Origin of the sequence: Janthinobacterium sp. PSRC1-1, assembly GCF_049897525.1 — a bacterium.
Taxonomy (GTDB): domain Bacteria; phylum Pseudomonadota; class Gammaproteobacteria; order Burkholderiales; family Burkholderiaceae_D; genus Janthinobacterium; species Janthinobacterium tructae.
Window position 1 is genome coordinate 446,431 of sequence record NZ_JAFCWK010000005.1, and the last position, 25,488, is coordinate 471,918.

The 25,488-nt window shown below is 64.3% G+C and carries 18 protein-coding genes; 11 read left to right on the forward strand and 7 right to left on the reverse strand.

From position 1 onward, the window contains the following. From ACP7DW_RS13770 to ACP7DW_RS13790, 5 genes are all read left to right on the forward strand, one after another. Positions 1 to 981, forward strand: coding sequence for a Bug family tripartite tricarboxylate transporter substrate binding protein (locus ACP7DW_RS13770; RefSeq protein WP_426057147.1), 981 nt, complete (start codon positions 1 to 3; stop codon positions 979 to 981). A gap of 46 nt (positions 982 to 1,027) precedes the next feature. Further along, positions 1,028 to 2,125 (forward strand): ABC transporter substrate-binding protein, encoded by a 1,098-nt coding sequence (locus tag ACP7DW_RS13775; protein WP_298408641.1) that lies wholly within the window; start codon positions 1,028 to 1,030, stop codon positions 2,123 to 2,125. A 69-nt stretch (positions 2,126 to 2,194) separates the two neighbouring features. Next, a complete protein-coding gene (locus ACP7DW_RS13780; protein WP_096237142.1) occupies positions 2,195 to 3,985 on the forward strand; it encodes an ABC transporter permease in 1,791 nt (596 codons plus the stop codon). 22 nt (positions 3,986 to 4,007) lie between these two features. Next, positions 4,008 to 5,081, forward strand: a complete 1,074-nt coding sequence (locus tag ACP7DW_RS13785; RefSeq protein ID WP_426057146.1) for an ABC transporter ATP-binding protein — start codon at positions 4,008 to 4,010, stop codon at positions 5,079 to 5,081. A 2-nt stretch (positions 5,082 to 5,083) separates the two neighbouring features. Then, positions 5,084 to 6,130 (forward strand): AbrB family transcriptional regulator, encoded by a 1,047-nt coding sequence (locus ACP7DW_RS13790; protein WP_426057145.1) that lies wholly within the window; start codon positions 5,084 to 5,086, stop codon positions 6,128 to 6,130. On the opposite strand, the gene ACP7DW_RS13795 is transcribed toward ACP7DW_RS13790, so the two are convergent. From ACP7DW_RS13795 to ACP7DW_RS13805, 3 genes are read right to left on the reverse strand one after another with little or no spacing between them, the layout of a single operon-like run. Next, positions 6,127 to 6,912: a DUF2145 domain-containing protein gene (locus ACP7DW_RS13795; RefSeq protein WP_426057144.1), complete on the reverse strand. Its 786-nt coding sequence runs from the start codon at positions 6,910 to 6,912 to the stop codon at positions 6,127 to 6,129. The two genes, ACP7DW_RS13790 and ACP7DW_RS13795, sit on opposite strands and share 4 nt — an antisense overlap. A 4-nt stretch (positions 6,913 to 6,916) precedes the next feature. Next, a complete protein-coding gene (locus ACP7DW_RS13800; RefSeq protein ID WP_426057143.1) occupies positions 6,917 to 7,327 on the reverse strand; it encodes a hypothetical protein in 411 nt (136 codons plus the stop codon). 25 nt (positions 7,328 to 7,352) lie between these two features. After that, positions 7,353 to 7,775 (reverse strand): hypothetical protein, encoded by a 423-nt coding sequence (locus tag ACP7DW_RS13805; RefSeq protein WP_298408661.1) that lies wholly within the window; start codon positions 7,773 to 7,775, stop codon positions 7,353 to 7,355. Between the two features lie 160 nt (positions 7,776 to 7,935). Between ACP7DW_RS13805 and ACP7DW_RS13810 the strand changes: the two genes are divergently transcribed. Then, on the forward strand, positions 7,936 to 8,679 hold the full coding sequence (locus tag ACP7DW_RS13810) for a helix-turn-helix domain-containing protein (protein WP_426057142.1): 744 nt from the start codon (positions 7,936 to 7,938) through the stop codon (positions 8,677 to 8,679). Between the two features lie 22 nt (positions 8,680 to 8,701). Here the strand turns inward: ACP7DW_RS13810 and ACP7DW_RS13815 are convergent, their stop codons facing one another. Continuing rightward, a complete protein-coding gene (locus ACP7DW_RS13815) occupies positions 8,702 to 10,156 on the reverse strand; it encodes a DUF3999 family protein (RefSeq protein WP_426057141.1) in 1,455 nt (484 codons plus the stop codon). Continuing rightward, positions 10,153 to 13,353, reverse strand: coding sequence for a DUF2339 domain-containing protein (locus ACP7DW_RS13820; RefSeq protein ID WP_426057140.1), 3,201 nt, complete (start codon positions 13,351 to 13,353; stop codon positions 10,153 to 10,155). Before ACP7DW_RS13820 ends, ACP7DW_RS13815 begins: the two co-directional genes overlap by 4 nt. A gap of 234 nt (positions 13,354 to 13,587) precedes the next feature. On the opposite strand from ACP7DW_RS13820, the gene ACP7DW_RS13825 reads away from it, so the two are divergent. Further along, positions 13,588 to 15,474: an MFS transporter gene (locus ACP7DW_RS13825; RefSeq protein ID WP_426057139.1), complete on the forward strand. Its 1,887-nt coding sequence runs from the start codon at positions 13,588 to 13,590 to the stop codon at positions 15,472 to 15,474. A 3-nt stretch (positions 15,475 to 15,477) separates the two neighbouring features. Here ACP7DW_RS13825 and ACP7DW_RS13830 read toward each other — a convergent pair whose 3' ends face one another. Together ACP7DW_RS13830 and ACP7DW_RS13835 are read right to left on the reverse strand one after the other, a co-directional pair. Further along, the gene (locus tag ACP7DW_RS13830; RefSeq protein ID WP_426057138.1) at positions 15,478 to 17,028 is read right to left on the reverse strand and encodes a hybrid sensor histidine kinase/response regulator; all 1,551 of its coding nucleotides are present in this window, start codon (positions 17,026 to 17,028) and stop codon (positions 15,478 to 15,480) included. 8 nt (positions 17,029 to 17,036) lie between these two features. Next, positions 17,037 to 18,551: an ATPase domain-containing protein gene (locus ACP7DW_RS13835; protein WP_426057137.1), complete on the reverse strand. Its 1,515-nt coding sequence runs from the start codon at positions 18,549 to 18,551 to the stop codon at positions 17,037 to 17,039. Positions 18,552 to 18,969: 418 nt separating this feature from the next. Between ACP7DW_RS13835 and ACP7DW_RS13840 the strand changes: the two genes are divergently transcribed. The 4 genes from ACP7DW_RS13840 (at position 18,970) to ACP7DW_RS13855 (ending at position 25,485) form a co-directional block, all read left to right on the forward strand. Beyond that, on the forward strand, positions 18,970 to 20,178 hold the full coding sequence (locus tag ACP7DW_RS13840) for an efflux RND transporter periplasmic adaptor subunit (RefSeq protein ID WP_426057136.1): 1,209 nt from the start codon (positions 18,970 to 18,972) through the stop codon (positions 20,176 to 20,178). Between the two features lie 15 nt (positions 20,179 to 20,193). Beyond that, positions 20,194 to 23,358, forward strand: a complete 3,165-nt coding sequence (locus ACP7DW_RS13845) for an efflux RND transporter permease subunit (RefSeq protein WP_426057135.1) — start codon at positions 20,194 to 20,196, stop codon at positions 23,356 to 23,358. A gap of 1 nt (position 23,359) precedes the next feature. Continuing rightward, positions 23,360 to 24,808: an AdeC/AdeK/OprM family multidrug efflux complex outer membrane factor gene (adeC, locus tag ACP7DW_RS13850; protein WP_426057134.1), complete on the forward strand. Its 1,449-nt coding sequence runs from the start codon at positions 23,360 to 23,362 to the stop codon at positions 24,806 to 24,808. A gap of 62 nt (positions 24,809 to 24,870) precedes the next feature. After that, entirely contained in the window at positions 24,871 to 25,485 is a 615-nt protein-coding gene (locus ACP7DW_RS13855) for a TetR/AcrR family transcriptional regulator (RefSeq protein WP_426057133.1), read from the forward strand. Positions 25,486 to 25,488: the final 3 nt, after the last annotated feature.

Consider the following 25,488-nt stretch of genomic DNA (forward strand, 5'->3'; position numbering starts at 1 on the left):
ATGACCATGCTGCGCTCCCTGTTCCTGTCCTTGCTGTGCCTGCTGCCTTCCGTGGCGGGGGCGCAGGCGTCCGCGCCGGTCGAGTGCGTGGTGCCGTCCAAGCCGGGCGGCGCCATGGACCTGACGTGCAAGCTGGCGAAAAAAGGCCTGGCGCAGGAGGGCGTGGCAGCTGCGGCAGGTCCCCTGCGCATCAGCTACCTGCCCGGCGGCATTGGCGCGGTGGCCTGGCATTCGATGGGCTCGCAGCGCCGCCGCGCGGAAGCGAACACCCTGGTAGCCTTTTCGGGCGGCTCGCTGCTCAATCTGGCGCAGGGCAAGTTCGGCAATGCCAAGGCGGGCGACGTGCGCTGGGTGGCGGCGCTGGGCGCCGACTACGGCATGATCGCCGTGCGCAGCGATTCGCCCTACAAGACGCTGGGCGACCTGATCGCGGCATTGCGCCAGCATCCGGACAAGGTGCTGATCGGCGTCTCCGGCACCATCGGCAGCCAGGACTGGCTGAAGATGGCGCTGGTGGCGCGCCATGCCGGCATCGACCCGAAAGTGCTGCGCTTCGTCGCCCTCGAAGGCGGCGGCGAAGTGTTTACGGCGATGCAGGCCGACTATGTGCAGGTGGTCTCGGGCGACACGTCCGAGGCCACCCTGAACGCCAGCGCCAACCATGCGCGCGTGCTGGCGGTGCTGTCGGAAAAACGCCTGCCCGGCGTGCTGGCCGGTGTGCCGACGGCGCGCGAGCAGGGCGTCGACGTGGTCTGGCCCATCATCCGCGGCGTGTGGATGGGCCCGCAGGTGCCCGAGGCGGACTACCAGCGCTGGGTGGCCACCTTTGAGCGTGCCATGGCCACGCCGCAGTTCGCCGAATGGCGCGCGCAGGCAGGCCTGTACCCGTTCGCCCTGACGGGGCCGAAGCTGACCGCGTATGTCAGGAAGGCGGTCGACGAGTATGCGAGGCAGGCGAATGAGCTTGGCCTGATGCGCTGAACGGCATCCCATTTAAAAAAACTATTTCACAGACGGAGACAACCCCATGCAAACCAAGACCCTGCTTCAAGCCGCCCTTGCCACCGCGTTTGCCAGCCTGGCCGGCGCCGCTGTTGCGCAAGTGCCGCCCGGCTATCCGGCCGATTACCAGAAGATCGTCGACGCCGCCAAGAAGGAAGGCAAGGTGGTGATCTACAGCGCCACCGACAGCAAGGCCGCCGCGCCGCTGATCAAGGACTTCAGCGCCCTGTATCCGGGCATCTCGGTCGAATACAACGACATGAATTCCACCGAGGTGTACAACCGCTTCATTTCCGAAGTGGCGGCGGGCGGCAACACGGCCGACGTGATGTGGTCGTCCGCGATGGACTTGCAGATGCGCCTGGCCTCCGATGGCTACGCGCTCAAGTACAAATCCGTCGAAGCGGCGAAAATTCCAGGCTGGGCCATGTGGGATGACCAGGCTTATGGCACCACGTTCGAGCCGGCCGCCATCGTCTACAACAAGCGTTTGCTCGACCCGAAGGAGGTGCCGAAGAACCACGATGACTTCGTCAAGCTGATCGCCACGCCGAAATTCAAGGACAAGGTCACCACCTACGACATCGAAAAGTCGGGCGTGGGCTTCATGTTCATGGCGCAGGATGCCAAGGAGTATCCGCAATTCCTGGCGCTGGAAAATGCGTTTGGTACCGCCAAGGTGCGCGTGCAGTCGTCGACGGGCACCATGATGGAGCGTATCTCGTCGGGTGAAAACCTGATCGGTTACAACGTGCTGGGCTCGTATGCCCTGGTGCGCGCCAAGACCGACCCGTCGATCGGCGTGGTGCTGCCGAAGGATTACACGCTGATCCTGTCGCGCGTGCAGTTCATCAACAAGAACGCGAAGAACGTCAACGCCAGCAAGCTGTGGCTCGATTACATCCTGTCGCATCGCGGCCAGACCATCATCGCCAACGGCGCCAAGCTGTTCGCCATCCGCGCCGACGTCACGGGCGAAACCACGTCGGCTGACCTGATCAAGCAAATCGGCGCTGCCAACGTCAAGCCGATTCCCGTGCACCCGATCATCCTGCAATTTCTGGGACCGGCCAAGCGCATGGCCTTCCTGAAACAATGGAAAGAGACAGCCGGCAAAAAATAATGCCGTCCTGGCCGTCCGCAGGCGCATGCCCGCGGACGGATGCCGCACCCTTCATTCATTGGATTCATCATGCAAACTGCCATCTTGCCGCTGCCTGCACGGTCGCGCTCTCCCTTGTCGCGCCTGAACTGGTCGCGCGGCGTGGTCGTGACGATCACGCTGATCGCCATTTTCCTGCCGCTGTTCCTGATTTTTTACCAGAGCTTTTTGAACGCGCCTTTCTTCATGCCGGTGCGCGAATTCGGCTTTGACTCTTACCGCTTCATCTTCGATGATCCCGATTTCGCCATGGCCTTCAAGAATGGCCTGATGCTGGCCTTCGGCTTGACCGTCATCGCCGTGCCGCTGGGCGGCATGCTGGCCTTCCTGATGGTGCGCACCGACTTGCCGGGACGCGGCTGGGTGGCGCCCATGCTGCTGGTGCCCATTTTTGTGTCGCCGATGGTGATGGGCTTTGGCTATGTCGTCTCGATGGGGCCCGTGGGCTTTTACTCGATCTGGGCCAAGGAGCTGCTCGGCTTCGTGCCCTGGAATATTTACTCCTTCACCAGCATCGTCATCATCGCCGGCCTGACGCACGTGCCGCACGTCTACCTGTATGCCTCGTCGGCACTGAAAAGCCTCGGTTCCGATGTCGAGGAAGCGGCCCGCGTGGCGGGCGCCTCGCCGATCCAGGTGATGCTCAATGTGTCGCTGCCGATGATCATGCCGGCGCTCGCGTATGCGGGCGTGCTGGTGTTTTTCCTCGGCTTCGAAGTGTTCGGCCTGGTGCTGGTGCTCGGCGATCCGGAAGGCCACCTGGTGCTGCCGACCTATCTGTACAAGCTGACGAACAAGCTCGGTACGCCGTCGTACCACCTGATGGCCGCCGTCGCCGTTTGCCTGGTGATGGTGACGATGCCGCTGGTGATGATACAGCGCTGGCTGCTCAAGTCCGCCAACAAGTATGTGTCGATCAAGGGCAAGGGCGCGCGCAGCAAGGCCATGCCGCTGGGCCGCTGGAAGTGGCTGGCCTTTGCCTTGCTGGCGGGCTGGCTGATTTTCACCATCATCCTGCCGTTGACGGGCATCGTGCTGCGCTCCTTCGTGCAGTACTGGGGCGAAGGCGTGCACCTGGCCGACGTATTGACCTTGCAGCATTTTCGCGACATTTTCGACCAGCCATCGCTGGTGCGCGGCATCGTCAACACCATCCTGATCGGCGTCGTCGGCGGCGCGCTGGCCGTGGGTTGCTACAGCTTCATCGCGCTGGCCATGCACCGCAAGCAGGACGGCATCACGCGCCTGCTCGACTACAGCGTGCTGGTGCCACGCGCCGTGCCGGGCCTGCTGGCCGGCCTGTCCTTCCTGTGGGTGTTCCTGTTCGTGCCGGCCTGGCTGGACGGCATGCTGAAGGGCATGGACAACGGCGTGGCCCTGTGGCTGAGCGGCCATGTGATCCCCGTGCTGCGCGAAGTGCGTTCGACCATCTTCGCCCTGTGGCTGGCGTATTCGGTGGTGTGGATGGCCTATGGCATGCGCCTCATTTCCACCGCGCTGCTGCAGGTGGGGCCGGAACTGGAAGAGGCGGCGCGCGCCGTCGGCGCCAACCGCGGCCAGGTGACGCGTGACGTCACCCTGCCGCTGATCAAATACGGCTTGCTGGGCGCCTGGCTGATGGTCTTCCTGATCTTCGAGCGCGAATATTCGACGGGCGTGTACCTGCTCTCGCCGGGCACGGAAGTGATCGGCGCCATGCTGGTATCGCTGTGGGCGGGCGGTTCGACCGACCTGGTGGCGGCACTGTCCTTCATCAACATCACCCTGGTGGCCATCGGCCTGGGCATCGCGCTGCGCTTCGGCGTGAAGTTGCATAACTAAATACAAAGACTGAGACCACATCATGAATGAACTGACCGTCAATGAATTACACCTGGACTACGGCACGGGCGCATCCGCCAACCAGATACTGAAGGGTGTTTCGATGCACCTGAAAAAAGGCGAAGTGGTCGCCTTGCTGGGGCCTTCGGGCAGCGGCAAGACCACCTTGCTGCGCGCCGTCGCCGGGCTGGAAAGCCCGAAGGCGGGCACCATCGAGATCGGCGAGCGCAATGTCTACGATGGCGCGAAACACTTCGAGATGCCGGCCGAGCATCGCAACCTGGGCCTGGTGTTCCAGTCGTACGCGCTGTGGCCGCACAAGACCGTGTTCGACAACGTCGCCTACGGCCTCAAGTTGCGCAAGATGGGCAGCACGGAGATCGCCGCGCGCATCAAGGAAGTGCTGACGCAGCTGGGCCTGGGGCACCTGGGCGAACGTTATCCGCATCAGCTGTCAGGCGGCCAGCAGCAGCGCGTGGCGATCGCCCGCGCACTGGTGTACAACCCGCCCGTGATCCTGCTCGACGAACCGCTGTCGAACCTGGACGCCAAGCTGCGCGAGGAAGCGCGCGCCTTCCTGCGCGAACTGATCGTGCGCCTGGGCCTGTCGGCCCTGATGGTGACGCATGACCAGGGCGAGGCGATGGCCATTTCGGACCGCATCCTGCTGCTGAATAACGGCAAGATCGAGCAGCAGGGCACGCCGCAAAGCATGTATGAAACGCCCGACACCCTGTTTACGGCCGAATTCATGGGCAGTAACAACCGCCTGCCAGGCAAGGTGGTGCAGCGCGATGGCAATCAGGTGCGCTTGCTGATCGACGGCGCCTCCATGCAGGGCGTGGCGCGCGGCGCCAACGTGGGCACGGACGTGACCACCATGATCCGCGTCGAGGAGGTGAAGATCAGCGCCACGCAGGTCGACAACGCCATCGAACTGCCGCTGCTGACCTGCATGTACCTGGGTGACCGCTGGGAATGCCTGTTCGAGCGCGGCGGTGTCGAAAATATCAGCCTGCGCGCGTATTCGCGCCACAAGCTCGAAGCGGGCAAGTACTGGCTGCACATGCCGGCCGATAAACTCTGGGTGTTTTAACGGTGCCGTGGTGGCCACGCTGGCGCGCCGTCGGCGCCGCGCTGGCCGCCGGGCTGGCGGGCGCCGCCATCTGCCTGTGGCTGCACACGCCGCTGCCGTGGATGATCGGCCCCCTGTTCGCCACGGCCGCGCTGCGCCTGGCGGGGCGCGAGCTGGCTTGCCCCGTGCGCGTGCGCGAGGCGGGCCAGTGGGCCATCGGCACGGCCCTGGGCCTGTACTTCACGGCGCCCGTGCTGGCCGTCCTGACTGTCTATACGCCGTGGATCGCCGGCGCCGTGCTGTTCGCGCTGGCGCTGGGCGCTGCTGGCGCCATGCTGTTGCGGCGCCTCTCCGGCGTCGACCATGCCACCGCCTTCTTTGCCATGGCGGTGGGCGGCGCGTCGGAGATGGCCGTGCAGAGCGAGCGCCATGGCGCCGACGTGGGCAAGGTGGCGGCCGCGCACAGCCTGCGCATGATGCTGGTGGTGGCGACGATTCCGTTCGGCGTGCGCTACTGGGGCAGCCATGGCCTGGCACTGGGGCATGAAAGCTTCGTGCCCGGCGCCGCGCTGGTCGACTACGGCGGGCTGGCGCTACTGGTCGGCATCACGGTGCTGGCGGCCCTCGCATTGAAACGGGGCCAGCTGCCCAATGCCTGGGTCATCGGCCCGCTGCTGGCGGCCCTGCTGTTGACGGCCTGCGGCATCCATCTGTCGCGCCTGCCCGAATGGATGATACGCGCGGGCCAGCTCTTTATCGGCATCGCCCTGGGCACACGCTTCAGCCCCGCCTTCCTGCATGCGGCCCCGCGCTACTTGGCCGGCGTGGCCCTGTGCAGCTTCCTGATGCTGCTGCTGGCGGCCGCCTTCGGACTGGGGCTGGCGCACTGGCTCGAGATTCACCCCGGCACGGCCATCCTGGCCACGTCGCCCGGCGGCATCGCGGAAATGTCGCTGACGGCCAAGGCCCTGCATCTGGGCGTGCCCATCGTCACGGCTTTCCACGTGGCGCGCATGGTGGTGCTGGTGCTGGCGATCGGGCCGCTGTTCCGCCTGCTGCAGCGCCCTTAATTTCCCCGCACCACGATTTCCTGCGCCTGCGGTTCGCGCTGGCGCATGAAGCGCACGATGGAGTCGACGCTGACGACGTCGATCTGGCGCGTCATGCGGCGCTCGAACGGGTGATCGTCAAAGGCGATATTGGCGCGGAACATGCGCGCGCCCAGGCGCGTGGCGGCGGGGATGCTGAGCGTTTGCGGCGCGTAGCTGGCGCTGCGCAGCCAGCCTTGCGCTTCGGCGCGCGTCTCGATCTTGCCCGGCTCGTTGCTGGCCGCGGCCAGGGTTTCCAGCACCCATTGGTTCGAGTTCTGGTACTTGGTGGAAAACGGGTAGGCCAGCATATTGTAGTGCGGCTCATGCAGACGCTTGGGTGTGTTGCTGGTCAGCAGGCGCGCCAGTTGCTGCTGCGTATCCTGGCCGGGAATCAGGATCAGCGTTTCATACATGAACACATCGTCCATGAAGAAATTGCCCAAGCCTTCGTTGTACAGCGACGACTGCGCCGTGCCGCACTCATTGAGTTCATGCACCACCAGCCAGCGTCCCTTCGGGTGGTCGCGCCAGGCCAGCGCCATGTGCGAGTAGCGCAAATGGTACTTCGACAAGTCTTGCCCGGCGCGCGCCACCAGCGCCACTTGCGCGCCGGAGGCATCGAGCGCCTGCAGGGTTTTTTGCGCCAGCTCCATCGATTTGACGAGGGTGCTCGCATCCGTTGGCTTTTCCTCGCACGAGCGCCCCGCATGGGCGGCGCCGGCCAGGGCCAGGCTGATGATCATCACGGTCAGGCGTTTCATGGGTTTACGCTTTCGAATGGTGGAGGATGGCATTGCCGGCCGCGTTCGGCACATAGGCGATGGCCTTGCCCGACAGCGTCAGCATGTGGCCCGTCGAGACGGCCACCACCTTGACCACCGTGCCGGCCGCCAGCGACAGGCCTTGCGTGGCTTTCTGGCTCAGCTTGACGGAGGCCGTGGCGGCGGAAGATGCGCCCCTGGCCGCGCTTTTCAGCACCAGGACGCTGCCGTCGGCCACGTCTTCCACCTTGTCGATGACGATCTCACCGGCGGCGGCCATCACCGACATGGAGCCAACCAGCACGATGGCCGAGGCCATGCTGGCGTTGTCGGAGGCGTTGGTGGTGTCGGAGTTGGCGGCCTGGGCCGTCAGGCTGGCGGCGCACAGCACGGCGATGGCGAGCAACTGTTTCATGGGATGGTGGTTTTGCATGGCTGATTTACACTTTGGAGTGGTGCAGCAGGGCCTTGCCCAGTTCGTTCGGGATAAAGGCGATGGCCTTGCCGGACAGCACCAGCATATGGCCGGTGGACAGCGCCACCACATTGACCACGGTGCCGGCTGCCAGCGACAGGCCCTGGGCCGCTTGCGTGCTCATCTGGATGGAAGCGCCGCCCGCTTCGGAAGCGCCTTTGAGCACGATGACGATGCCTTCGCCCACCGTTTCCACGCTGGCGACGACAACCTGGCCGGAAGCGACCAGCATCGACATGGAACCTGCGACGACGACGGCGGAGCCCTGGCTGAGGTTTTGCGAGCCTTTCGACAGGTTCTCCGAGGCGGCGGCATGGGCCAGGCCGGGCGCGGCCACGGAGAGCGTCAACAGCGACAGGGACAGGCAGAGGGGCAGCAGGCGTTTCATGTGTTTCTCCTTCAAGTGTGCCAAGTGGCAACGCCATCATTGTAGACTGAGGGCAATTGGTCAATGAAAACGCTACTCGTAGCGGGCAGGCATACCGCAGGTAGCGTATTGCGCTACTTTTTTGCCGCCACAACCGATGCCATTTTTATAAAGGAAGTGCATGCCGCAAACCCACGCCCTGATCGAAGCCTTGAAACGTCTGTTGAAGGCGCGCGCCGTCACGTATGCCGAGCTGGCCCAGCGCATCGGCGTGTCCGAAGCGAGCGTCAAGCGGATGTTTTCGCAGAAGCAATTTACGCTGCAGCGGCTGGACCAGATCCTGGTCGCCATCGGCAGCGATTTCCAGCAGCTGGCGCTGGCCGTGCAGTCGGCCCAGGCCGCGCCCACCCTGATCACCGGGCTGACGTATGCCCAGGAAAAGGAAATCATCGACGACACCCGGCTGTTCGTGGTGGCCGTGTCCGCCCTGAACCTGTTGCCGCTGGAGCAGATCATCGCCATCTATGACATCAGCGAAGCGCAAGCCGTCAAATATTTGCTGCGCCTCGACAAGATCGGTTTCCTGGAACTGCTGCCGAACAACCGGGTCAAACTGCTGGTGGCACGCACGTTTGCGTGGATACCGAATGGCCCGATTCATACCTATTTCAAAAAGGAAGCGTATGGCGACTATTTGAATTCGCAATTCGATGGCGAGACAGAATTGCTGCGTCTGGTGAACGTGATGCTGTCGAAAAAATCCACGGCCGCCTTGCTGGAGCGCCTGAAGCAAGTGGCGGTGGAATTCTCGCAGCAGCATCAGGAAGACGCGCGCCTGCCCGGCGATGAGCGCCTGGCCATCAGCTTCATGCTGGCGGCACGGCCGTGGATGCCGCAGACGTTCAAGGCGCTGCTGCGGCAGTAGCGGTGGCGATGTCGCGGCCGGGCTAATGCCCGTGCTTGTCGGTACTGCCTTGTTCCTCTTTCATCTGCGACAGCAAGCGCCAGGCAAAAAAGCCCAGCACGGCCACGCCCAGCAGCAGTGCGGCCCATAGTGCGGTCAGGCGCAAGCCTGCGCCGTCGGGGGTTTTCTCGACGGGGGCGTCGCTGGTCAGCGCCACTACTTTGGCTGCCGTGGCGACAGGCAGCGCCAGCAATTCTTCGTGCGTGAAGCCGGGCGCCACCTGCGACAGGGGCAGCGCTGCCGAGGTCGCGCCATTCTTGCCGAAAACCAGTTGATATGGGCCCTTGCCGCTGGTCAGGAACACCAGGCTGGCAGGTGTCCAGCCCAGGCGCAGGACGGAGTTGAGGTTCGGGTTCGTGCCGCTTTGATATTGCGGGCGCAGCACCCATTGCGCCGTTTGTACGACGGGCATGGACAGGTCGCCGGACACGCGTTCCTTGCCATCCATGCTGATGCGGTAGAAGGTGGTATTGAGCAGTGGCTCGAAGTAGGCCGCTTGCGTGGCGCGTGCCTGCGGTCGCAGGTGCAGGCGATGGCGCGGCGCTTCGCTGGCCGGGTGATACACGCCCAGGGTGACGGGCATGGAGGTGTTGCCCTCATCCAGCTGCAAACCGATGCTGTCGGCGGGAATGGCGATCGGCGTGGCATACAGGCGCTCGTCCAGGCTCTTGCCTGTCGTTCCCTTCAGTGCGATGGTGGCGCGCGGCGGGACAATGGCCGTGACACTGACTTGCTGCGCGGCGATGCTGGCGAAAGTGATGGGGTCGCCATATTGCCAGCTCAGCCGCGCATAGCGGAAGCTACGCGGGGAGAATTCGATGCGGTCGTTGGCCAGGGTTTGCGTGTCGCTGTTGCGCAGCCAGTTCAGGGTGGTGGTGGCGATGGCGTCCCACTGCTTCAAGTCGTCGCTTACTTCCAGCAGCACTTGCGCATTGTAGTTGTCGGTTCCCGGTGGCAAGGTAAAACGCAGGGCGTCGATACGGCTGTCCTTGGCGGGCGGACCCGCGTCGAGGATCAGCCCCTGCAAGCCCGGCGGTGCATCGTGCGCACTGCCGCCACGCGCCGTCACGGACAACAGGCGGCCGTCATTGCCGGTACGGATATCCACGTTGTCCAATTCGTAGTAGCCGATGTTTTTTCCGGTGACGGGGAAAATGCGCATGGCAAGCGTGTCGCGCTGCGTGCGCGATTGCGCGGGCGGGGCCGTCAGGGCGAAGGCCAGCGGCTTGCCGGTACTGTCGAACAGGCGTACGTCGGCCAGGCTGGCCGAGCGCGCGTGCAGGTATACGTCGGTGGGCACGCTTATGCGGCTCAGGCCGGCACCGGGCTGCGGCGTCAACGCGATGCTCCAGCGATAGTCCTGTGGCCGGTCCTGGCCAGGCGCGGCCAGCGCGGCGCCTGCCACCAGCAGACTGCAGCAGATCAATGAGGCTTTCATGCGGCTCCTTGTTGCGGTTCGGCCGGCGCTGGCGCGGCAGCCTTGGGGAAGGGTGCCAGGTAGCCGATCAAGACCATCAGCAAGCCGACGCCCACGAAGGACACGATGCGTTCGATACCGCCCACGTTCGACAGGTCGATCAGGAACAGTTTCAGCACGACCAGCCCCAGCAGCACGGCGCCGAGGCTCCACTGCTGGCGCCGCTGCTGGCGCGCCGCGTGGCGCATCAGCAGCAGGGCCGTGACGCTCCACACCAGCGACAGCATCGCCTGCACGAACTGCGAGGCCAGCATGGCGTCAAAGGTGTACGGCACGCCCAGATAGTGCGAGACCGTGCGCAGCAGCATCAGGTTGAACCAGCCATACACGCAGCAGGCGGCCACGGCCGGCAAGCGCGCTTGCCACAGGGCGGGCAGCGGGATCTGGCCGGCCGGGAATAAACGGTAGCTGGCGATGGCCAGCAGGATGGCAAAGCCTGTGCTCAGGTCCAGCGGATTGAGCAGTGGCAAATAGGGCAGCGGCGCCATGGTGCCGTCGTCGACAATATTCCACGTGGCGATCAGCAGCAGCGACCACAGCGCGCCCAGCGGTATCAAGGTGCGCTGGTACCACGCGGCGATCGGCGCCACCGGCCAGGCGCCGGCGCGGCAACGGCGGATCAGCCAGGCCAGGACCAGCATCATGACCCAGGCTGGCAAATAGCGGGCCCAGGCGGGGCTGACGCGCTCTTCATGCTGTGCCAGCCAGGCGCTGACGTGCATGGCGCCCACGGGCCACAGCATCAGCCAGGGCGCGGCCGTGCGCAGCGTATGCAGCAGGCGCTGCACCCGCACGTCGAGTTGCCAGCCCGCTTGCGGCCAGACCCTCAGCAGGTATTCGCCGGCCGCCAGGGCACCGGCCAGGGCCAGCCAGCTCAAGCCCGTCGGCAGGTAATCGCGCAGGTACAGCGCCAGCAGCAGGTTGGCGCTCCACAGGCCCAGGCCGAGCCAGGCAGCCACGCTGAACCAGCGTAACTGCGGCCACTCCAGGCGCCGCGCCAGGATGGCGAATACGGGCGTCGTGACGCACACGGCAATCAGGTACAGCGCCAGCCAGTGCTCGCCCGCATGCGGCTGCATGGCGAGGTCGCCGTCGGTCAGGCGCAGCAGCCAGCTGGTGAAGGGCACGAGGATGGCGGCAAACCACAGCAAGCCGCTCCAGACCAGCAGGGGCCGTGCGACCAGGGCCAGCAGTTCGTCGCCGCCGCGTGCGCGCAGCGCCAGGAAACGGGCGCTGGCAAAGGCGGCGGCGCCCAGCAGCAGGGCGCTGAGGAAGGAGCCGTCGAACAGGCTGGCAGGATGCTGGTCCCAGGCCCAGCTGGCGCGGCTCAGCATGACCATGCCGGCCAGCACCTGCACGGCCAGCAGCAGGGCGCGCGGCGCATGCCATTGTTCGCGCCGCGCCAGCACCGCCAGCAGGGCGGCCACGCCCAGGGCGCTGACGGTGAGCAGGTTCAGTTGCGTGGCAGCATCCGTGCGCAGCAGGATTTCGCTCCACAGGCCACCCAACAGCCAGGCCGTGGCGGCCGCCAGGAACAGCACGGACAGGCTGCGCATGAACTCAGGATGCAGATGGCTGGCATGGCGGCGGAAATTGTAGGCCATCACCAGCGCGGCGGCGGCCAGCAGCGCGCAGCCGAGCCAGATGTTGGCCTGCATGGCCGCGGCCGTATCGAGTCCTTGCATGGCGACGAGGAAGGCGATCCAGGCTGCCGCCTGCACCAGCAGGCCGAAGGCCCAGGCCAGCGTCTGGCGCTGGCGCAAGCCGACCCAGACGATGCCCGCGCCTTCCAGCGCCCAGGCGGCCGACGTCCAGCGGCCGTCGAGGGCGAACGGGATGGCCAAGGTGCCAAAGACGATGCCCAGCGCCAGGAAGGCTTCGGCCAGCAGGCGGAAGCCAACGCGGCGCCAGAGCGCCACGGCCATTCCCGTGTAGGTCAAACCGGCAAGCAGCGCGGAAAACGCCAGGCCAAATTCAACGTGCCGCACCAGTCCGTATTGCAGGCCCATGGCCGCCAGCGGCGTGCCGAACACGAGGGTGCCATCCACATAGTGTTTCAGGCGCGGCGCCTGGCGTGCGCAGTAGGCAATCGCGATGCCGATATAGAACAGCACGAAGAGGATCAAAAACAGCTGCGTCGACAGGTAGTGCTCGGGCGTGTAGCGCAGCAGGCCCCAGGTGGTGGCGACGACGAAGGTGAAGCCAAAGCTCAGCACATTGAGCACGCGCCAGGCGCGTTTCAGGGCGATGGCGAAGACGCCCGCGTTGAGCAGCGCGTAATAGCTGAACAGGCCGATATGGTTGCCGCTGCCCGTCGACACGAGCAAGGGCACGGCAAAACCGCCGACGATGCCGAAGACGGCCAGCCAGACGGCGTTTTGCAGCACGGCCAGCAGGCAGGTGAACGCCGTCAGCACGAACAGCACGGCAAACGCCAGGCCCGCCGGGATCAGTTCATACAGGCGGAAGGCGCCAAACGTCACCAGCATCAAGATCGCCAGCGCCGTGCCCTGCAGCGGCAAGCTGATGCCAGGGCGTTTGATGCGGATGCGCCAGGCCCAGGCCAGCAGCGCGATGTCGGCCAGCGCGATGCCGGCCAGGCGCAGCTCGATGGGCAGCGTGACCTGCGCCGACACATACTTGAGCAGGAAGCTGACGCCGAGGAAGAGGATCAGCAAGCCCAGCTTGGCAACCAGGTTGCCGGTAAATAACCAGTTCTTCGCCTTGGCAACGAGGCCGTCCGGGTGGGCGATCCAGGATGGGGTGTTGGGAGCGGCGGGGGCCGGTTGGGCTGGAATCGACTCGATGGGCGAGACAGGCTTGGGGGGCAGGGGCGCGGCCGGCGCGACCTTTGCCAGCTCGACCGGCTCGATCCGGGCCGCCTTCGACACCGGCACCAGCACCGGCGCCGGTGCAGGCACGGAAACAGGCGCCGGCACTGGCACCGGCACCGGCGCTGCACTCTTCACGGCGGGTGCGTCAGCTGGTGCTTCGGCCTGGCCTTCCAGCGCGCGCAGGCGCGCCTGCACGCTGTCGATGTCCTTGCGCAGGCGCGCCGTCAGCAACTCCAGATCGGCGACTTTCCTGCGGTACTGCAGCACCTGCACGAAGGCGGTGATCAGCAAGCCAAATATGATCAGCGATATCAATCCAAACATGGGGGCAGCTTTCGTGGATGGTCTGGGCGAAGGCGCCCGATGTATGCGCACATTACCTTATTATCAAGAAACAGGCGATTTTTGTAGTGCCGGGGAAAGGAGTCAGGTGCGGGGCCAGCATGGCGCGGTGCGGCGCTTTCCGTATTGATGCCAAGCAAGATGACGACATTCAGATTGTCGTGCGCAAGATAGTGCTGTATTTTAGCAATTCCTTAATTGCCAGTTCCCCATGCCATGAGTCAAAGCAGCCAGTTTTCCTTATTGTCGCAGCGCCGTTTCGGGCCCTTCTTCTGGACCCAGTTCTTTGGCGCCTTCAACGACAATCTGTTCAAGACGGCGCTGATGGTGATCCTCGCCTATGACGCGCTGAGCTGGACCACGCTCGACCCGTCCACCATCACCAACCTGATCCCCGGCCTGTTCATCCTGCCCTACGTCGTGTTTTCGGCCACGGCGGGCCAGTTGGCCGACAAGTTTGAAAAGGCGGGCCTGGCGCGGTTCGTGAAATGGATGGAGCTGGCCATCATGGCCGTGGCCGCCGCAGGCTGGATGACGCACACCCTGTGGCTGCTGGTGGCCGCCGTGGTGGGCATGGGCGTGCATTCGACCCTGTTCGGCCCCGTCAAATATGCGTATCTGCCGCAGCAGCTGAAACCCGAGGAATTGGTCGGCGGCAATGGCCTGATCGAGATGGGCACCTTCGTCGGCATTTTATTGGGCGAAATCCTCGGCGCCGTCCTGATCGTGCACAAGCCGCTGGGCGTGGAACTGGTGGCCGGCGCGACGATTGCCGTGGCTGTCTTCGGGCTGATCGCCAGCTACCGCGTGCCGCGCACCCCCGCGCCCGAGCCGGACTTGAAGGTGAGCCTGAACTTTGTCGCCGAATCGTTCCGCAACCTGAATTTTTCGCGCAAGAACCGTCCCGTCTTCCTGGCCATGCTGGGCAACTCCTGGTTCTGGTTTTACGGCGCCCTGATCCTGGCGCAGTTCCCCGTGTACTCGAAGGATTTCCTGCATGGCGACCACAGCGTCTTCGTACTGTTGCTGACGGTGTTTTCCGTCGGCATCGGCACCGGGTCCTTGCTGTGCGAACGCTTGTCTGGCCACAAGATCGAGATCGGCCTGGTGCCGTTCGGCTCCATCGGCCTGTCGCTGTTCGGCATCGACCTGTATTTCGCCAGCAATGCGTATGTGAATACGCAAGTGGTCGACGCGCTGGCTTTCGTGGGCCAGGCGGGCGTGCCGCGCATTTTGATTGACATCGTCATGATCGGCGTGTTCGGCGGCTTCTTCATCGTGCCCCTGTTCGCGCTGATCCAGACGCGCTGCGACCCGAAACACATTTCGCGCACGATCGCCGGCATGAATATCCTGAACGCCCTGTTCATGGTGGCGGCGGCCGGCGTGGCCATCGTGCTGCTGGGCCAGGGTTTCACGATTCCGCAGCTGTTCCTCGTCACGGCCATCCTGAACGTGCTGGTGGCCGCCTACATCTTCTCGCTGGTGCCGGAGTTCCTCATGCGCTTCCTGGCGTGGATACTCATCCAGACCGTGCATCGCGTGAAAGTCGTCGATGGCGATCGCATCCCCACGGAAGGCGCGGCGGTGCTGGTGTGCAATCACGTCAGCTATGTGGACGCCATCGTCATCATGGCGGCCAGCCCGCGCCCGATCCGCTTCGTCATGGATCACCGCATCTTCAAGATGCCGCTGATGGGCTGGATCTTCCGCACCGCCAAGGCGATTCCCATCGCGCCGGCCAAGGAAGATCCTTTCCTGATGGAAAAGGCCTTCATCGATATCGCGCAAGCGCTGCACGAAGGCGAACTGGTGTGCATCTTCCCTGAAGGCAAACTGACGCGCACGGGCCAGATCAGCGAATTCAAGGGCGGCATCGCCAAGATCGTCGAGCGCAGCAAGGTGCCCGTGATTCCGCTGGCGCTGCGCGGCTTGTGGGGCCATCTGTTGAGCCACCGCAATGGCCATTTGTTCGAGCGCGCCTTCAAGGCAGGCTTGCGCTCGCGCCTGTCGCTGGCCGTGGGCATGCCCGTGCCGCCCGAGGCCGCCACGCCGGAACTGTTGCAGCAAAAGGTGCAGGAATTGCGCGGCAAGTGGAAATAAGCGCTACCGCGCTCGCGTAGCTGCGCCTGCGCGCCGCGCCAGGTGCTGTTTCAGCAGGGCGGTGATGGCGGCGAAATCCACCGGTTTCGTCAGGTGATGGTCGAAACCGGCCTGCTCCGTGCGTGAGCGCGCTTCGCCCTGCCCCCAGCCCGTCACGGCGATCAGCAGCACGTCGCGCCCGTGCGCGCGCTGGCGGATCTGGCGTGCCGCTGCGTAGCCATCCATGTCCGGCATGCCCAGGTCCATCACGACCAGTTGCGGCCAGGTCCTGTCGACCGCCGCCAGCGCCTGCGCGCCGCCATACGCGGCGCTGGCGGCATAGCCCTCGAGCTGAAACAGGCTTTGCAAGGTATCGGCCGCGTCGCGGTTGTCGTCCACCACCAGCACTTGCACCGGCTGGCCTGCGCTGGCGGGCGACTCGCTCCCGGCGGCGGCCGGCGTGGCCGGGGTGGCTATTTGGGCGTCGTCGGCGCAGGCCGGCAAGGTGACGATGAAGCGGCTGCCACGCCCGGGGCCGTCGCTATAGGCCTTGATGTTGCCGCCATGCATCTCGGCAAATTGGCGCGCCAGGCTGAGGCCGATGCCCAGACCGGCGGCCATCTGGCCCGCCACCGTGGGCCCCTGTTCGAACATGGAAAAGATGCGCGCGATGGCGTCCGGCTCGATGCCGATGCCATTGTCTTCGATGACCACCTGCAGCTGGCCCTGCACCTGGCGCGCCGTAATGTGGATGTGCCCGCCGTCCGGCGTGAACTTCACGGCATTCGAGACGATATTGGCGAAGATCTGCACCACCCTCGCATAGTCGGCGTGCAAGGTCACGGCATGCGGCGGCAGGTCCTGCGTGATGCGGATGTGCCGGCTGCCGGCCGCGGGCTGGCACAACTCGATCACGTGGTCGAGCACTTGCTGGAAGGTGAACTCCTTGCGTTGCAGCATGACCTTGCCGCTGGTGATGCGCGCCACGTCGAGCAAGTCATCCACCAGCCGCGTCAGGTGCGTCACCTGGCGCTCGATCACGTCGCTCACCTTGCCGACCTGCTCCGATGCCGGATACAGGTGCTTGAGCAGGGCCACCGAGGTCTTGATGGGGGCCAGCGGATTGCGCAGTTCATGCCCGAGGCTGGCAAGGAATTCGTCCTTGCGCCGCTGCGTCTCGCGCATCTGGTACTGGCGCTGGCGCGCGCGCAGCATGGCCTGGGCCGAGGTGATCAGGGTCAAGATGTGCACGGGGCGCTCCAGCAGGGTCAGGTTGCCCAGGGTGGCGACGGCTTGCCGCAAGGGCAGGGAATCGAGTCCCGCGTGCGTCAGCAGGATGATGGGCAAATCGGACCAGTCCGGCTGCTGGCGGGCGTAGGCGTCGAGCACGGAGTAGACGCCTGCGGGCAGGGCTTCCTCCACCGTCAGCACGCCGCCGACGCCCAGCGCCAGCTGTTCGGCCAGCTCGTTGGCGGAGCGGCAGGCGTGGCAGGCGATGCCTTCGCTGGCGAGCAGCCTGGTGGCCAGGGCGGCGTCCTGGCCGCCAGGCGTGTAGATCAGGATGCGCTGCTCCATGATCATTCCTAGGGGAAGGGCGTGCCACCGATGGTGGGCAAACCCGACAGAATGCCGTGAAAGCCTGCCAGGGGCGGACCGATGCGGATGCCCTGGGAGCTGATCTGGAAGGGGCGGATGCTGCGCTCGTGCGCGCTGCCGCGCTTCTTGAAGACGGAAATGGCTTGCCGCACTTCGCCTTCCGTTTCGTAGTAGCGCAGCATGATGACGCCGTCGGCCAGGTAGCTGGCGTCGGCCGCGGTCGTCATCGCGGTGCCCAGCATGTTTTGCTGCACGCCGACGAGCAGGGTGGCCACGCCGCGCTGGCCCAGGTAATTGAGCAGTTCATGCAGGTAGGTGCTCTGGAAGCGCTCGTCGGGCACGGCGTGCATGTAGCCGTTCAGGCTATCGATGACGATGACCCGGGCGCCCTGTTCCGCCGCGTCGACCACGGCCTGGGCGAACTCGCCGGGGGTCAGCTCGGCCGGATCGATCTGCTGCACGCTCAGCAAGCCTGTGTCGAGCGCCGCCTGCAGGCGCATGCCCACGTTGTCGGCCCGGTTCAGCAGCTTGCTGCGCGCTTCTTCGAACAGGAACATGGCGCACGGCTCGCCGCGCATCGTGGCCGCATGCACGAATTGCGCCGCCAGGGTGGACTTGCCGCTGCCGGCCGGGCCGGAAATGAGGGTGCTCATGCCTTCTTCCAGGCCGCCGCCTGTCATCGCGTCAAGCTCAGGCACGCCGCTCGACAGGCGTCGATGGTTGCCATCGCGGCGCGTATCGGCCGCCACCAGGCGCGGATAGACGATCAGGCCCTCGTCGGCGATCCTGTAGTCGTGCGTGCCGCTGCGAAACGACACGCCCCGGTATTTCACCACCCGCACGCGGCGCCGGTCATTGCCATACGCCTGGTGTTGCAGCTCCAGCGCGATCACGCCATGGGCCACGCTACGCACTTGCAAGCCGTCATCGAGGGCGGAACGGTCGTCGATCAGGAGGGTGGTGCAGTGGCGGCTGGCCAGATATTGCTTCAATGCGATCACTTGGCGCCGGTAGCGCAGGGGGTTTTCCGCCAGCAACTGCAGTTCGGACAGCGAGTCGAGCACCAGGCGCGCCGGACGGTGCTTTTCGATGGCGGCGACGATGCGCTGGTTGGTCGAGGCCAGTTCGATTTCCGACGGATGGAAGATGGTGTACTGGCGCTCGGGGTCGAGCATGTCGTCGCTGGGCGCCACCTCTTCGATGGCGATGCCGGCCAGGTCCCAGCCATGCGACAGGGCCGCGCCGCGCAGCTCGATCTCGGATTCGGCCAGGGCTATATACAGCACGGACGCGCCGCTGCGCGCCCCTTCGGCCAGAAATTGCAGCGCCAGGGTGGTCTTGCCCGTGCCGGGCAAGCCTTCGATCAGGTACAGACGCTCGGCCAGCAAGCCGCCCGTCAGGATGGTGTCGAGGCCGGCGACGCCGGTCGACAGCAGTGGCGGCGTGTCCGGGCCGCTCACGCCACCATGCCACGTCGCTCCCTGCGCCTGTGCCGTCATCATCGCGCCTCCGTTCCACCACACTGTGTTCAATATAGTAGCGCGTCTGCCACGACATGTCTTTTCGATACCTTTAGTAAAGAATTATTTTTCGACGCTTGCCTGGCGGCCAGTGTTGCACCCTTGTCGTTCCGTTCTGCAAAGAAATCTTGACCCTGCTACAGTATTCACTCAATCCACCTTTACGCATTGCCGTTTTTGCCGCCGTCCGCCAGGTTTGTAGCTGACTTTGCTGACGTGCCGATGCTGTCGCCGTCCTCATTTTATTGCCTCATTGATAATTTAATTTGCTTGATAGTTGCTATGTTTCAATTGTAACGATGCTTGACGATTTTAGAATGATCGTTCATTCTTTGATCTGCGTTAATAAATTTAGTCATTTCTAACGACACTAGCCAGCTTCTTTTTCAGAAAGTCCAAGATGCAACCAACCTTTTCATTGACGTCGCCGCGTACGAGCGGCGCTATTGCCGTTCTGTGCGCCACTGTAATCATGGCCGGCTGCAGTAAAAAACAGGAAGCACCTCACGCGCAGCAAGCGCCACAGGTGGTCGTGTTTACTGTTAATCCGGCCGCGTTGCCGATGAGCGCCGAATTGCCCGGCCGTACGAATGCCTACCAGGTCGCCGATGTGCGCCCGCAAGTCGGTGGTTTGATCCAGAAGCGCCTGTTCGTCGAGGGTAGCGATGTGAAAGCCGGCACGGCCCTGTACCAGATCGATTCCGCCACCTACCAGGCTGCCTATAATTCGGCCAAGGCCGCGCTGTCGAAAGCCAAGGCCAACCTGCTGACGGCCGGTCCGAAAGCCTCTCGCTACAAGGAACTGGTTGCCATCGAAGGTGTGAGCCGCCAGGAATACGATGATGCCATCGCCGCGTTCGAGCAAGCCAAGGCCGACGTCGAGTCCGCCACCGCGGCGCTGGAGTCGGCGAATATCAACCTGAAGTACAGTACCGTGACGGCGCCGATCAGCGGCCGCACCAGCCGCTCGACCGTGACGGCCGGCGCGCTGGTCACGGCGGGCCAGGCCGAAGCGCTGACCTCGGTGCAGCAACTCGATCCGATGTATGTCGACGTGACCCAGTCGAGCACCGACCTGCTGCGCCTGAAACGCCAGATGGCCGACGGCTCGCTGAAGAAAGTGGGCGAAGGCCAGGCCAAGGTCGATTTGATCTTGCCGGACGGCAGCAAGTACAGCGAATCGGGCAAGCTGCAGTTCGCCGGCGTGACGGTCGATCCGACCACCGGCAACGTGATCTTGCGCGCGCTGTTCCCGAACCCGAAAGGCGAATTGCTGCCAGGCATGTACGTGCGTGCGCAGCTGGAAACGGGCATCGACGAAAAAGCCATCACCGTGCCGCAAGTGGGCGTGACGCGCAACCAGAAGGGCCAGGCGACTGCCCTGATCCTGAACAAGGAAAACAAGGTCGAGCAGCGCGTGCTGACCACCAGCGGCACCGTCGGCACCAACTGGCTGGTGACGTCCGGCCTGGCCGCAGGCGACCGCGTGATCGTGGAAGGCTTGCAAAAAGTCAAGCCAGGCGCGCCAGCCGTTGCCGTGCCGGCCAAGGCCGAAGCTGCTCCTGCGCCTGCCGCTTCTGCCGCCGCATCGGCTGCCAGCGCCCACTAATTCAGGAGAATATTAATGGCCCGTTTTTTCATTGACCGCCCGATTTTTGCCTGGGTGGTCGCGATCGTCATCATGCTTGCCGGCGTGATTTCGATCCTCAGCCTGCCGATCGCGCAGTACCCGAGCATCGCTCCGCCGTCGATTTCGATCAGCGGCTCCTACCCTGGCGCTTCCGCCAAGACCGTGGAAGACGCCGTCACCCAGGTCATCGAACAAAAGATGAAGGGTATCGACGGCTTGCGCTACATGGCCTCGTCGAGCGATGCCACTGGCGGCATCAGCATCACGCTGACGTTTAGCAGCGGCACCAATCCCGACATCGCCCAGGTGCAGGTACAGAACAAGCTGCAGCTGGCCACGCCACTGCTGCCGACGGCTGTCACGCAACAGGGTCTCGTCGTGTCGAAAGCGACGAAGAACTTCCTGATGGTGTTCGGCTTCATTTCCGAAAACGGCAAGATGGACCAGACCGACTTGAGCGACTATGTGGCCGCCAACGTCGTCGATCCGCTCAGCCGTGCTGCCGGCGTGGGCGATGTGACCCTGTTCGGTTCGCAGTACGCCATGCGCATCTGGCTCAATCCGGCCAAGCTGCAAAGCTTCAACCTGACCCCGGCGGACGTGATCACGGCCGTGCAGGCGCAAAATGCCGAAGTGTCGGCCGGTGAACTGGGCGGCACGCCGTCCGTCAAGGGCCAGCAGCTGAACGCGACCGTGTCGGCCCAGAGCCGTCTGCAGACGGTGGAGCAGTTCGGCGCCATCTTGCTGAAAACCACGACCAACGGTGCCATGGTGTACCTGAAGGACGTGGCCACCATGGAACTGGGCCGCGAGAACTACAACACCGTGGCCCGCTACAACGGCCATGCGGCCACCGGCGTGGCGATCAAGCTGGCGACCGGCGCCAACGCGCTCGACACGGCCAACGCGGCGAAAGCCATGCTGAGCAAATTGAGCAAGCAATTCCCTGAAGGCATGACTTACCAGGTGGCGTTCGACACGACCCCGTTCGTGAAACTGTCGATCGAAGAAGTGGTCAAAACCCTGGTCGAAGCGGTCATCCTGGTGTTCCTGGTGATGTATCTGTTCCTGCAGAACTTCCGCGCCACCCTGATCCCGACCATGGCCGTGCCGGTCGTGCTGCTCGGTACCTTCGGCATCCTGAACGCGTTCGGTTATTCGATCAACACCTTGACCATGTTCGCCATGGTGCTGGCCATTGGCCTGCTGGTCGATGATGCGATCGTGGTGGTGGAAAACGTCGAACGCGTGATGAGCGAAGAGGGCTTGTCGCCGCTGGAAGCGACGCGCAAGTCCATGACGCAGATCACGGGCGCGCTGGTCGGTATCGCCATGGTGCTGTCGGCCGTGTTCGTCCCGATGGCCTTCTTCGGCGGTTCGACGGGCGTGATTTACCGCCAGTTCTCGATCACGATCGTCTCGTCGATGGTGTTGTCGGTGGTCGTCGCGCTGGTGTTTACGCCAGCCTTGTGCGCCACCTTGCTGAAACCGGTCGAGAAGGGCCACCATGCCACCAACAAGGGTTTCTTCGGCTGGTTCAACCGCAGCTTCGACAGCAGCAGCAACAAGTACCAGAGCCTGGTTGGCAGCATGATCCGTCACCGCGGCCGTTCGATGCTGTTGTATGTCATCTTGCTGGCCGGCCTGGTATTCGTCTTCATGCGCCTGCCAACCTCCTTCCTGCCGGAAGAAGACCAGGGCATCCTGTTTACGCAGATTCAATTGCCGACGGGCGCCACGCAAGAGCGCACCCTGAAAGTGATCGAACAGGTCGAAGACCACTTCATGAACAGCGAGAAAGACAACGTCGCTTCCGTATTTGCCGTGGCCGGTTTCAGCTTCGGCGGTAACGGCCAGAACACGGGTATCGCCTTCGTGCGTCTGAAGGACTGGGCGTTGCGCAAGGACGTGTCACAGAAAGCGCCTGCCGTGGCCGGTCGCGCCATGGGCAAGTTGTTGCAGATCAAGGATGCGATGGTGTTTACGTTCGCCCCGCCTGCCGTGCTGGAACTGGGTAACGCCACCGGTTTCGACATGCAACTGCAAGATATCGGCGGTGTCGGACATGACGCCCTGATGGCGGCACGTAACCAGCTGCTGGGCATGGCTTCGCAAAACCCCATCATGGTGGGCGTGCGCCCGAACGGCCAGGAAGATACGCCGCAGTACAAGATCGACATCGACCAGCAGAAAGCCACCGCGCTGGGCTTGCAGCTCTCGGAAATCAACCGCGTGCTGAGCGTGGGCTGGGGTAGTTCGTATGTCAACGACTTCCTCGACCGTGGTCGCGTGAAGAAAGTGTTCATCCAGGGCGATGCCAGTTCGCGCATGCTGCCGGAAGACTTGAACAAGTGGTTCGTGCGCAATGCCGCCGGCCAGATGGTGCCGTTCTCGGCCTTTGCCACCGGCAAGTGGATCTACGCATCGCCACGCCTGGAACGCTACGAAGGCTTGCCGTCGGTCGAGATCCTCGGTACGCCGGCGCCGGGCCAGAGCACGGGCGCCGCCATGAACGCGATGGAAGAAATGGTGGCCAAGCTGCCGCCTGGCATCGGCATGAGCTGGACCGGTGTGTCGCTGGAAGAGCGCGAATCCGGTTCGCAGACACCGCAGCTGTATGCGCTGTCCCTGCTGATCGTGTTCCTGTGCCTGGCCGCGCTGTATGAAAGCTGGTCGATTCCGTTCTCCGTGCTGCTGGTCGTGCCGCTGGGCGTGATCGGCGCCGTGCTCGGTACGTGGATGTTCGGCCTGTCGAATGACGTGTACTTCCAGGTGGGCTTGCTCACGGTGGTGGGGCTGTCGGCGAAGAACGCGATTCTGATCGTCGAGTTTGCCAAGGAAATGCAGGAATCGGGCATGTCGCTGCTGGACGCGACCTTGCATGCGGTGCGTCTGCGTCTGCGTCCGATTCTGATGACCTCGATTGCCTTCGGCCTCGGTGTGTTGCCACTGGCTATCTCCAGCGGCGCCGGTTCCGGCAGCCAGAACGCCATCGGTATCGGCGTGCTGGGCGGTATGTTGACGGCCACTTTCCTCGGTATCTTCTTCGTGCCGGTGTTCTTCGTGCTGGTGCGCGGCTTCTTCTCGAAGCCGGACGCGCCCGCCACGCCGGCGACGCCTGGCTCGCCAGCCGTCACGCTTTCCAAGGATGCACATTAATATGAAAAAATCGCTACTCTCCATGGCGGCGCTGGCCTTGCTGGCCGGTTGCAGCCTGGCTCCCACGTACGAGCGTCCGGCAGCGCCGGCGCCCACCAGCTGGCCGACCGGTCCTTCCTACAAGGCCGATGCGGCCGCCGCCGACGCCAAGCCGGTGGCGGACGTCGCCTGGCGCGAGTTCTTTGCCGATGCGCGCCTGCGCCAGGTACTGGAACTGGCGCTGGCCAACAACCGCGACCTGCGCGTCTCGATCCTCAACATCGAGAAGGCGCGCGCCACGTATGGCATCGAACGCGCCGCGTTGATCCCGACCTTGTCGGCGTCGGGCGGCCAGTCGGCCAGCCGCGTGCCGAAGAACGCCAGCGCCAACGGCGAAGCGTCCATCAATCGCCAGTACACGGCGAACCTGGGCGTGTCGGCCTACGAGCTGGACTTCTTCGGCCGCGTGCGCAGCCTGTCCGACAGCGCGCTGGAACAATACCTGGGCACGGAAGAAGCGCGCCGTGCGCAGCAGATCAGTCTGGTGGCCGAAGTGGCCAGCACGTATCTGAACCTGGTGGCCGACCAGCAGCGCCTGCGCGTGGCGCAAGACACCTTGAAGAGCCAGCAGTCGTCGTATGACCTGGCCGTGCGCCGCTTCAGTGCCGGCGCCACTTCCGGCCTGGACAAGTACGATGCCCAGACCAGCGTCGAGTCGGCCCGTTCCGACGTGGCCGTCTACACGAGCCAGGTGGCGCTGGATCAGAACGCGCTGGTCCTGCTGGTGGGCGGCCCCGTGCCGGCCGATCTGCTGCCGCCAGCCGAGTTCGGCGCCGTGACGGCGCTGGCGGACATCCCGTCCGGCGTGCCGTCGGACGTGCTGCAACGCCGTCCCGACGTGCTGGCGGCCGAGCGCACCTTGCGCGCGGCCAACGCCAACATCGGCGCGGCGCGCGCGGCCTTCTTCCCGCGCATTTCGCTGACGGCCACGGCCGGTTCGCTGAGCGACAACCTGTCGGGCCTGTTCAAGGCGGGCAGCGGCACGTGGAGTTTCATTCCGCAGATCAGCTTGCCGATCTTCGATGGCGGCGTGAACCGCGCCAACCTCGATATCGCCAAGGTGCAGCGTGAAATCTCCGTGGCGCAATACGAAAAGGCGATCCAGGTCGCCTTCCGTGAAGTGTCCGATGCGCTGGCCCAGCGCGGCACCATCGACGAGCGCCTGCAATCGCAGGTCTCGCTGGTCGAGGCGTCGACGAAGAGCTACACCATCCACGATGCGCGCTACAAGCAGGGCGCCGAGTCCTACCTGAACGCCCTGGTGGCCCAGCGCGCGCTGTACACGGCGCAGCAAAGCCTGATCACGGCGCGCCTGGCCAAGTCGACCAACCTGGTGACTTTGTACAAGGTGCTGGGCGGCGGTTGGCAACCTGAGCAGACAGCCGTCGCGGCGGCTGGCAGCGTCCAATAATCACGGGGACGCCGACGCCGGCCTTGCCCGCAGGGGCAGGGCCGGCGCGCTACTGGAAAATCATGAACCAAGTTGAAAAGAAGCATCCGGATCCCGAGCGCGCCAACACGCGGCGCAAGCAGGTGCTCGATGCGGCCGAAAGTTGTTTCAGCCGCCGCGGCTTCCACGGCGCCAGCATGGCCGAGATCTCCAAGGCGGCCGGCATGAGCGCGGGCCACATCTATAATTATTTTGACAGCAAGGATGCGATCATCGCCGGCTTCGTCATGAAGAACATGGAGCGGGTCACCAACCTGATGCAGGACCTGGCGCAGCGCGACGATCCGCTGCAGGCCGTGGTCGACAATGCTGGCGAGCATGTGCTGGAAAGCCTGGACCCGAAAACCTGGGTGATGCCGCTGGAAATTTTTGCCGAAGCGTCGCGCAATCCCGTGATTGCTGAAATGTTGCATTGCGCGGACGTGCGCTCGCGCAAGCTGTTTCTCTCCATCATCCGGGATGCGCGCATCAAGCGCGGCTTGCCGGCCGACGAAGAGATGCTGGAAGGGCGGCTCAATACCATGATCGCCATGTACCAGGGCTTGCCCGTGCGGGCGGTGCACAATCCGGACATGAAGGTCGAACCCTTGATCGCCGGTTTCCGCATCGTCCTGACGGCATTGCTGCTGGGCGAGTAGCAC

Bases quoted from the DNA above. Each gene is read 5' to 3' on its own strand.
- adeC (WP_426057134.1), top strand. From the start codon at position 23,360: ATGAAAAAATCGCTACTCTCCATGGCGGCGCTGGCCTTGCTGGCCGGT.
- ACP7DW_RS13800 (WP_426057143.1), bottom strand. From the start codon at position 7,327: ATGAAACAGTTGCTCGCCATCGCCGTGCTGTGCGCCGCCAGCCTGACG.
- ACP7DW_RS13855 (WP_426057133.1), top strand. From the start codon at position 24,871: ATGAACCAAGTTGAAAAGAAGCATCCGGATCCCGAGCGCGCCAACACG.
- ACP7DW_RS13835 (WP_426057137.1), bottom strand. From the start codon at position 18,551: ATGATGACGGCACAGGCGCAGGGAGCGACGTGGCATGGTGGCGTGAGC.
- ACP7DW_RS13820 (WP_426057140.1), bottom strand. From the start codon at position 13,353: ATGTTTGGATTGATATCGCTGATCATATTTGGCTTGCTGATCACCGCC.
- ACP7DW_RS13805 (WP_298408661.1), bottom strand. From the start codon at position 7,775: ATGAAACGCCTGCTGCCCCTCTGCCTGTCCCTGTCGCTGTTGACGCTC.
- ACP7DW_RS13780 (WP_096237142.1), top strand. From the start codon at position 2,195: ATGCAAACTGCCATCTTGCCGCTGCCTGCACGGTCGCGCTCTCCCTTG.
- ACP7DW_RS13775 (WP_298408641.1), top strand. From the start codon at position 1,028: ATGCAAACCAAGACCCTGCTTCAAGCCGCCCTTGCCACCGCGTTTGCC.
- ACP7DW_RS13810 (WP_426057142.1), top strand. From the start codon at position 7,936: ATGCCGCAAACCCACGCCCTGATCGAAGCCTTGAAACGTCTGTTGAAG.
- ACP7DW_RS13815 (WP_426057141.1), bottom strand. From the start codon at position 10,156: ATGAAAGCCTCATTGATCTGCTGCAGTCTGCTGGTGGCAGGCGCCGCG.
- ACP7DW_RS13770 (WP_426057147.1), top strand. From the start codon at position 1: ATGACCATGCTGCGCTCCCTGTTCCTGTCCTTGCTGTGCCTGCTGCCT.
- ACP7DW_RS13845 (WP_426057135.1), top strand. From the start codon at position 20,194: ATGGCCCGTTTTTTCATTGACCGCCCGATTTTTGCCTGGGTGGTCGCG.
- ACP7DW_RS13785 (WP_426057146.1), top strand. From the start codon at position 4,008: ATGAATGAACTGACCGTCAATGAATTACACCTGGACTACGGCACGGGC.
- ACP7DW_RS13840 (WP_426057136.1), top strand. From the start codon at position 18,970: ATGCAACCAACCTTTTCATTGACGTCGCCGCGTACGAGCGGCGCTATT.
- ACP7DW_RS13830 (WP_426057138.1), bottom strand. From the start codon at position 17,028: ATGGAGCAGCGCATCCTGATCTACACGCCTGGCGGCCAGGACGCCGCC.
- ACP7DW_RS13825 (WP_426057139.1), top strand. From the start codon at position 13,588: ATGAGTCAAAGCAGCCAGTTTTCCTTATTGTCGCAGCGCCGTTTCGGG.
- ACP7DW_RS13795 (WP_426057144.1), bottom strand. From the start codon at position 6,912: ATGAAACGCCTGACCGTGATGATCATCAGCCTGGCCCTGGCCGGCGCC.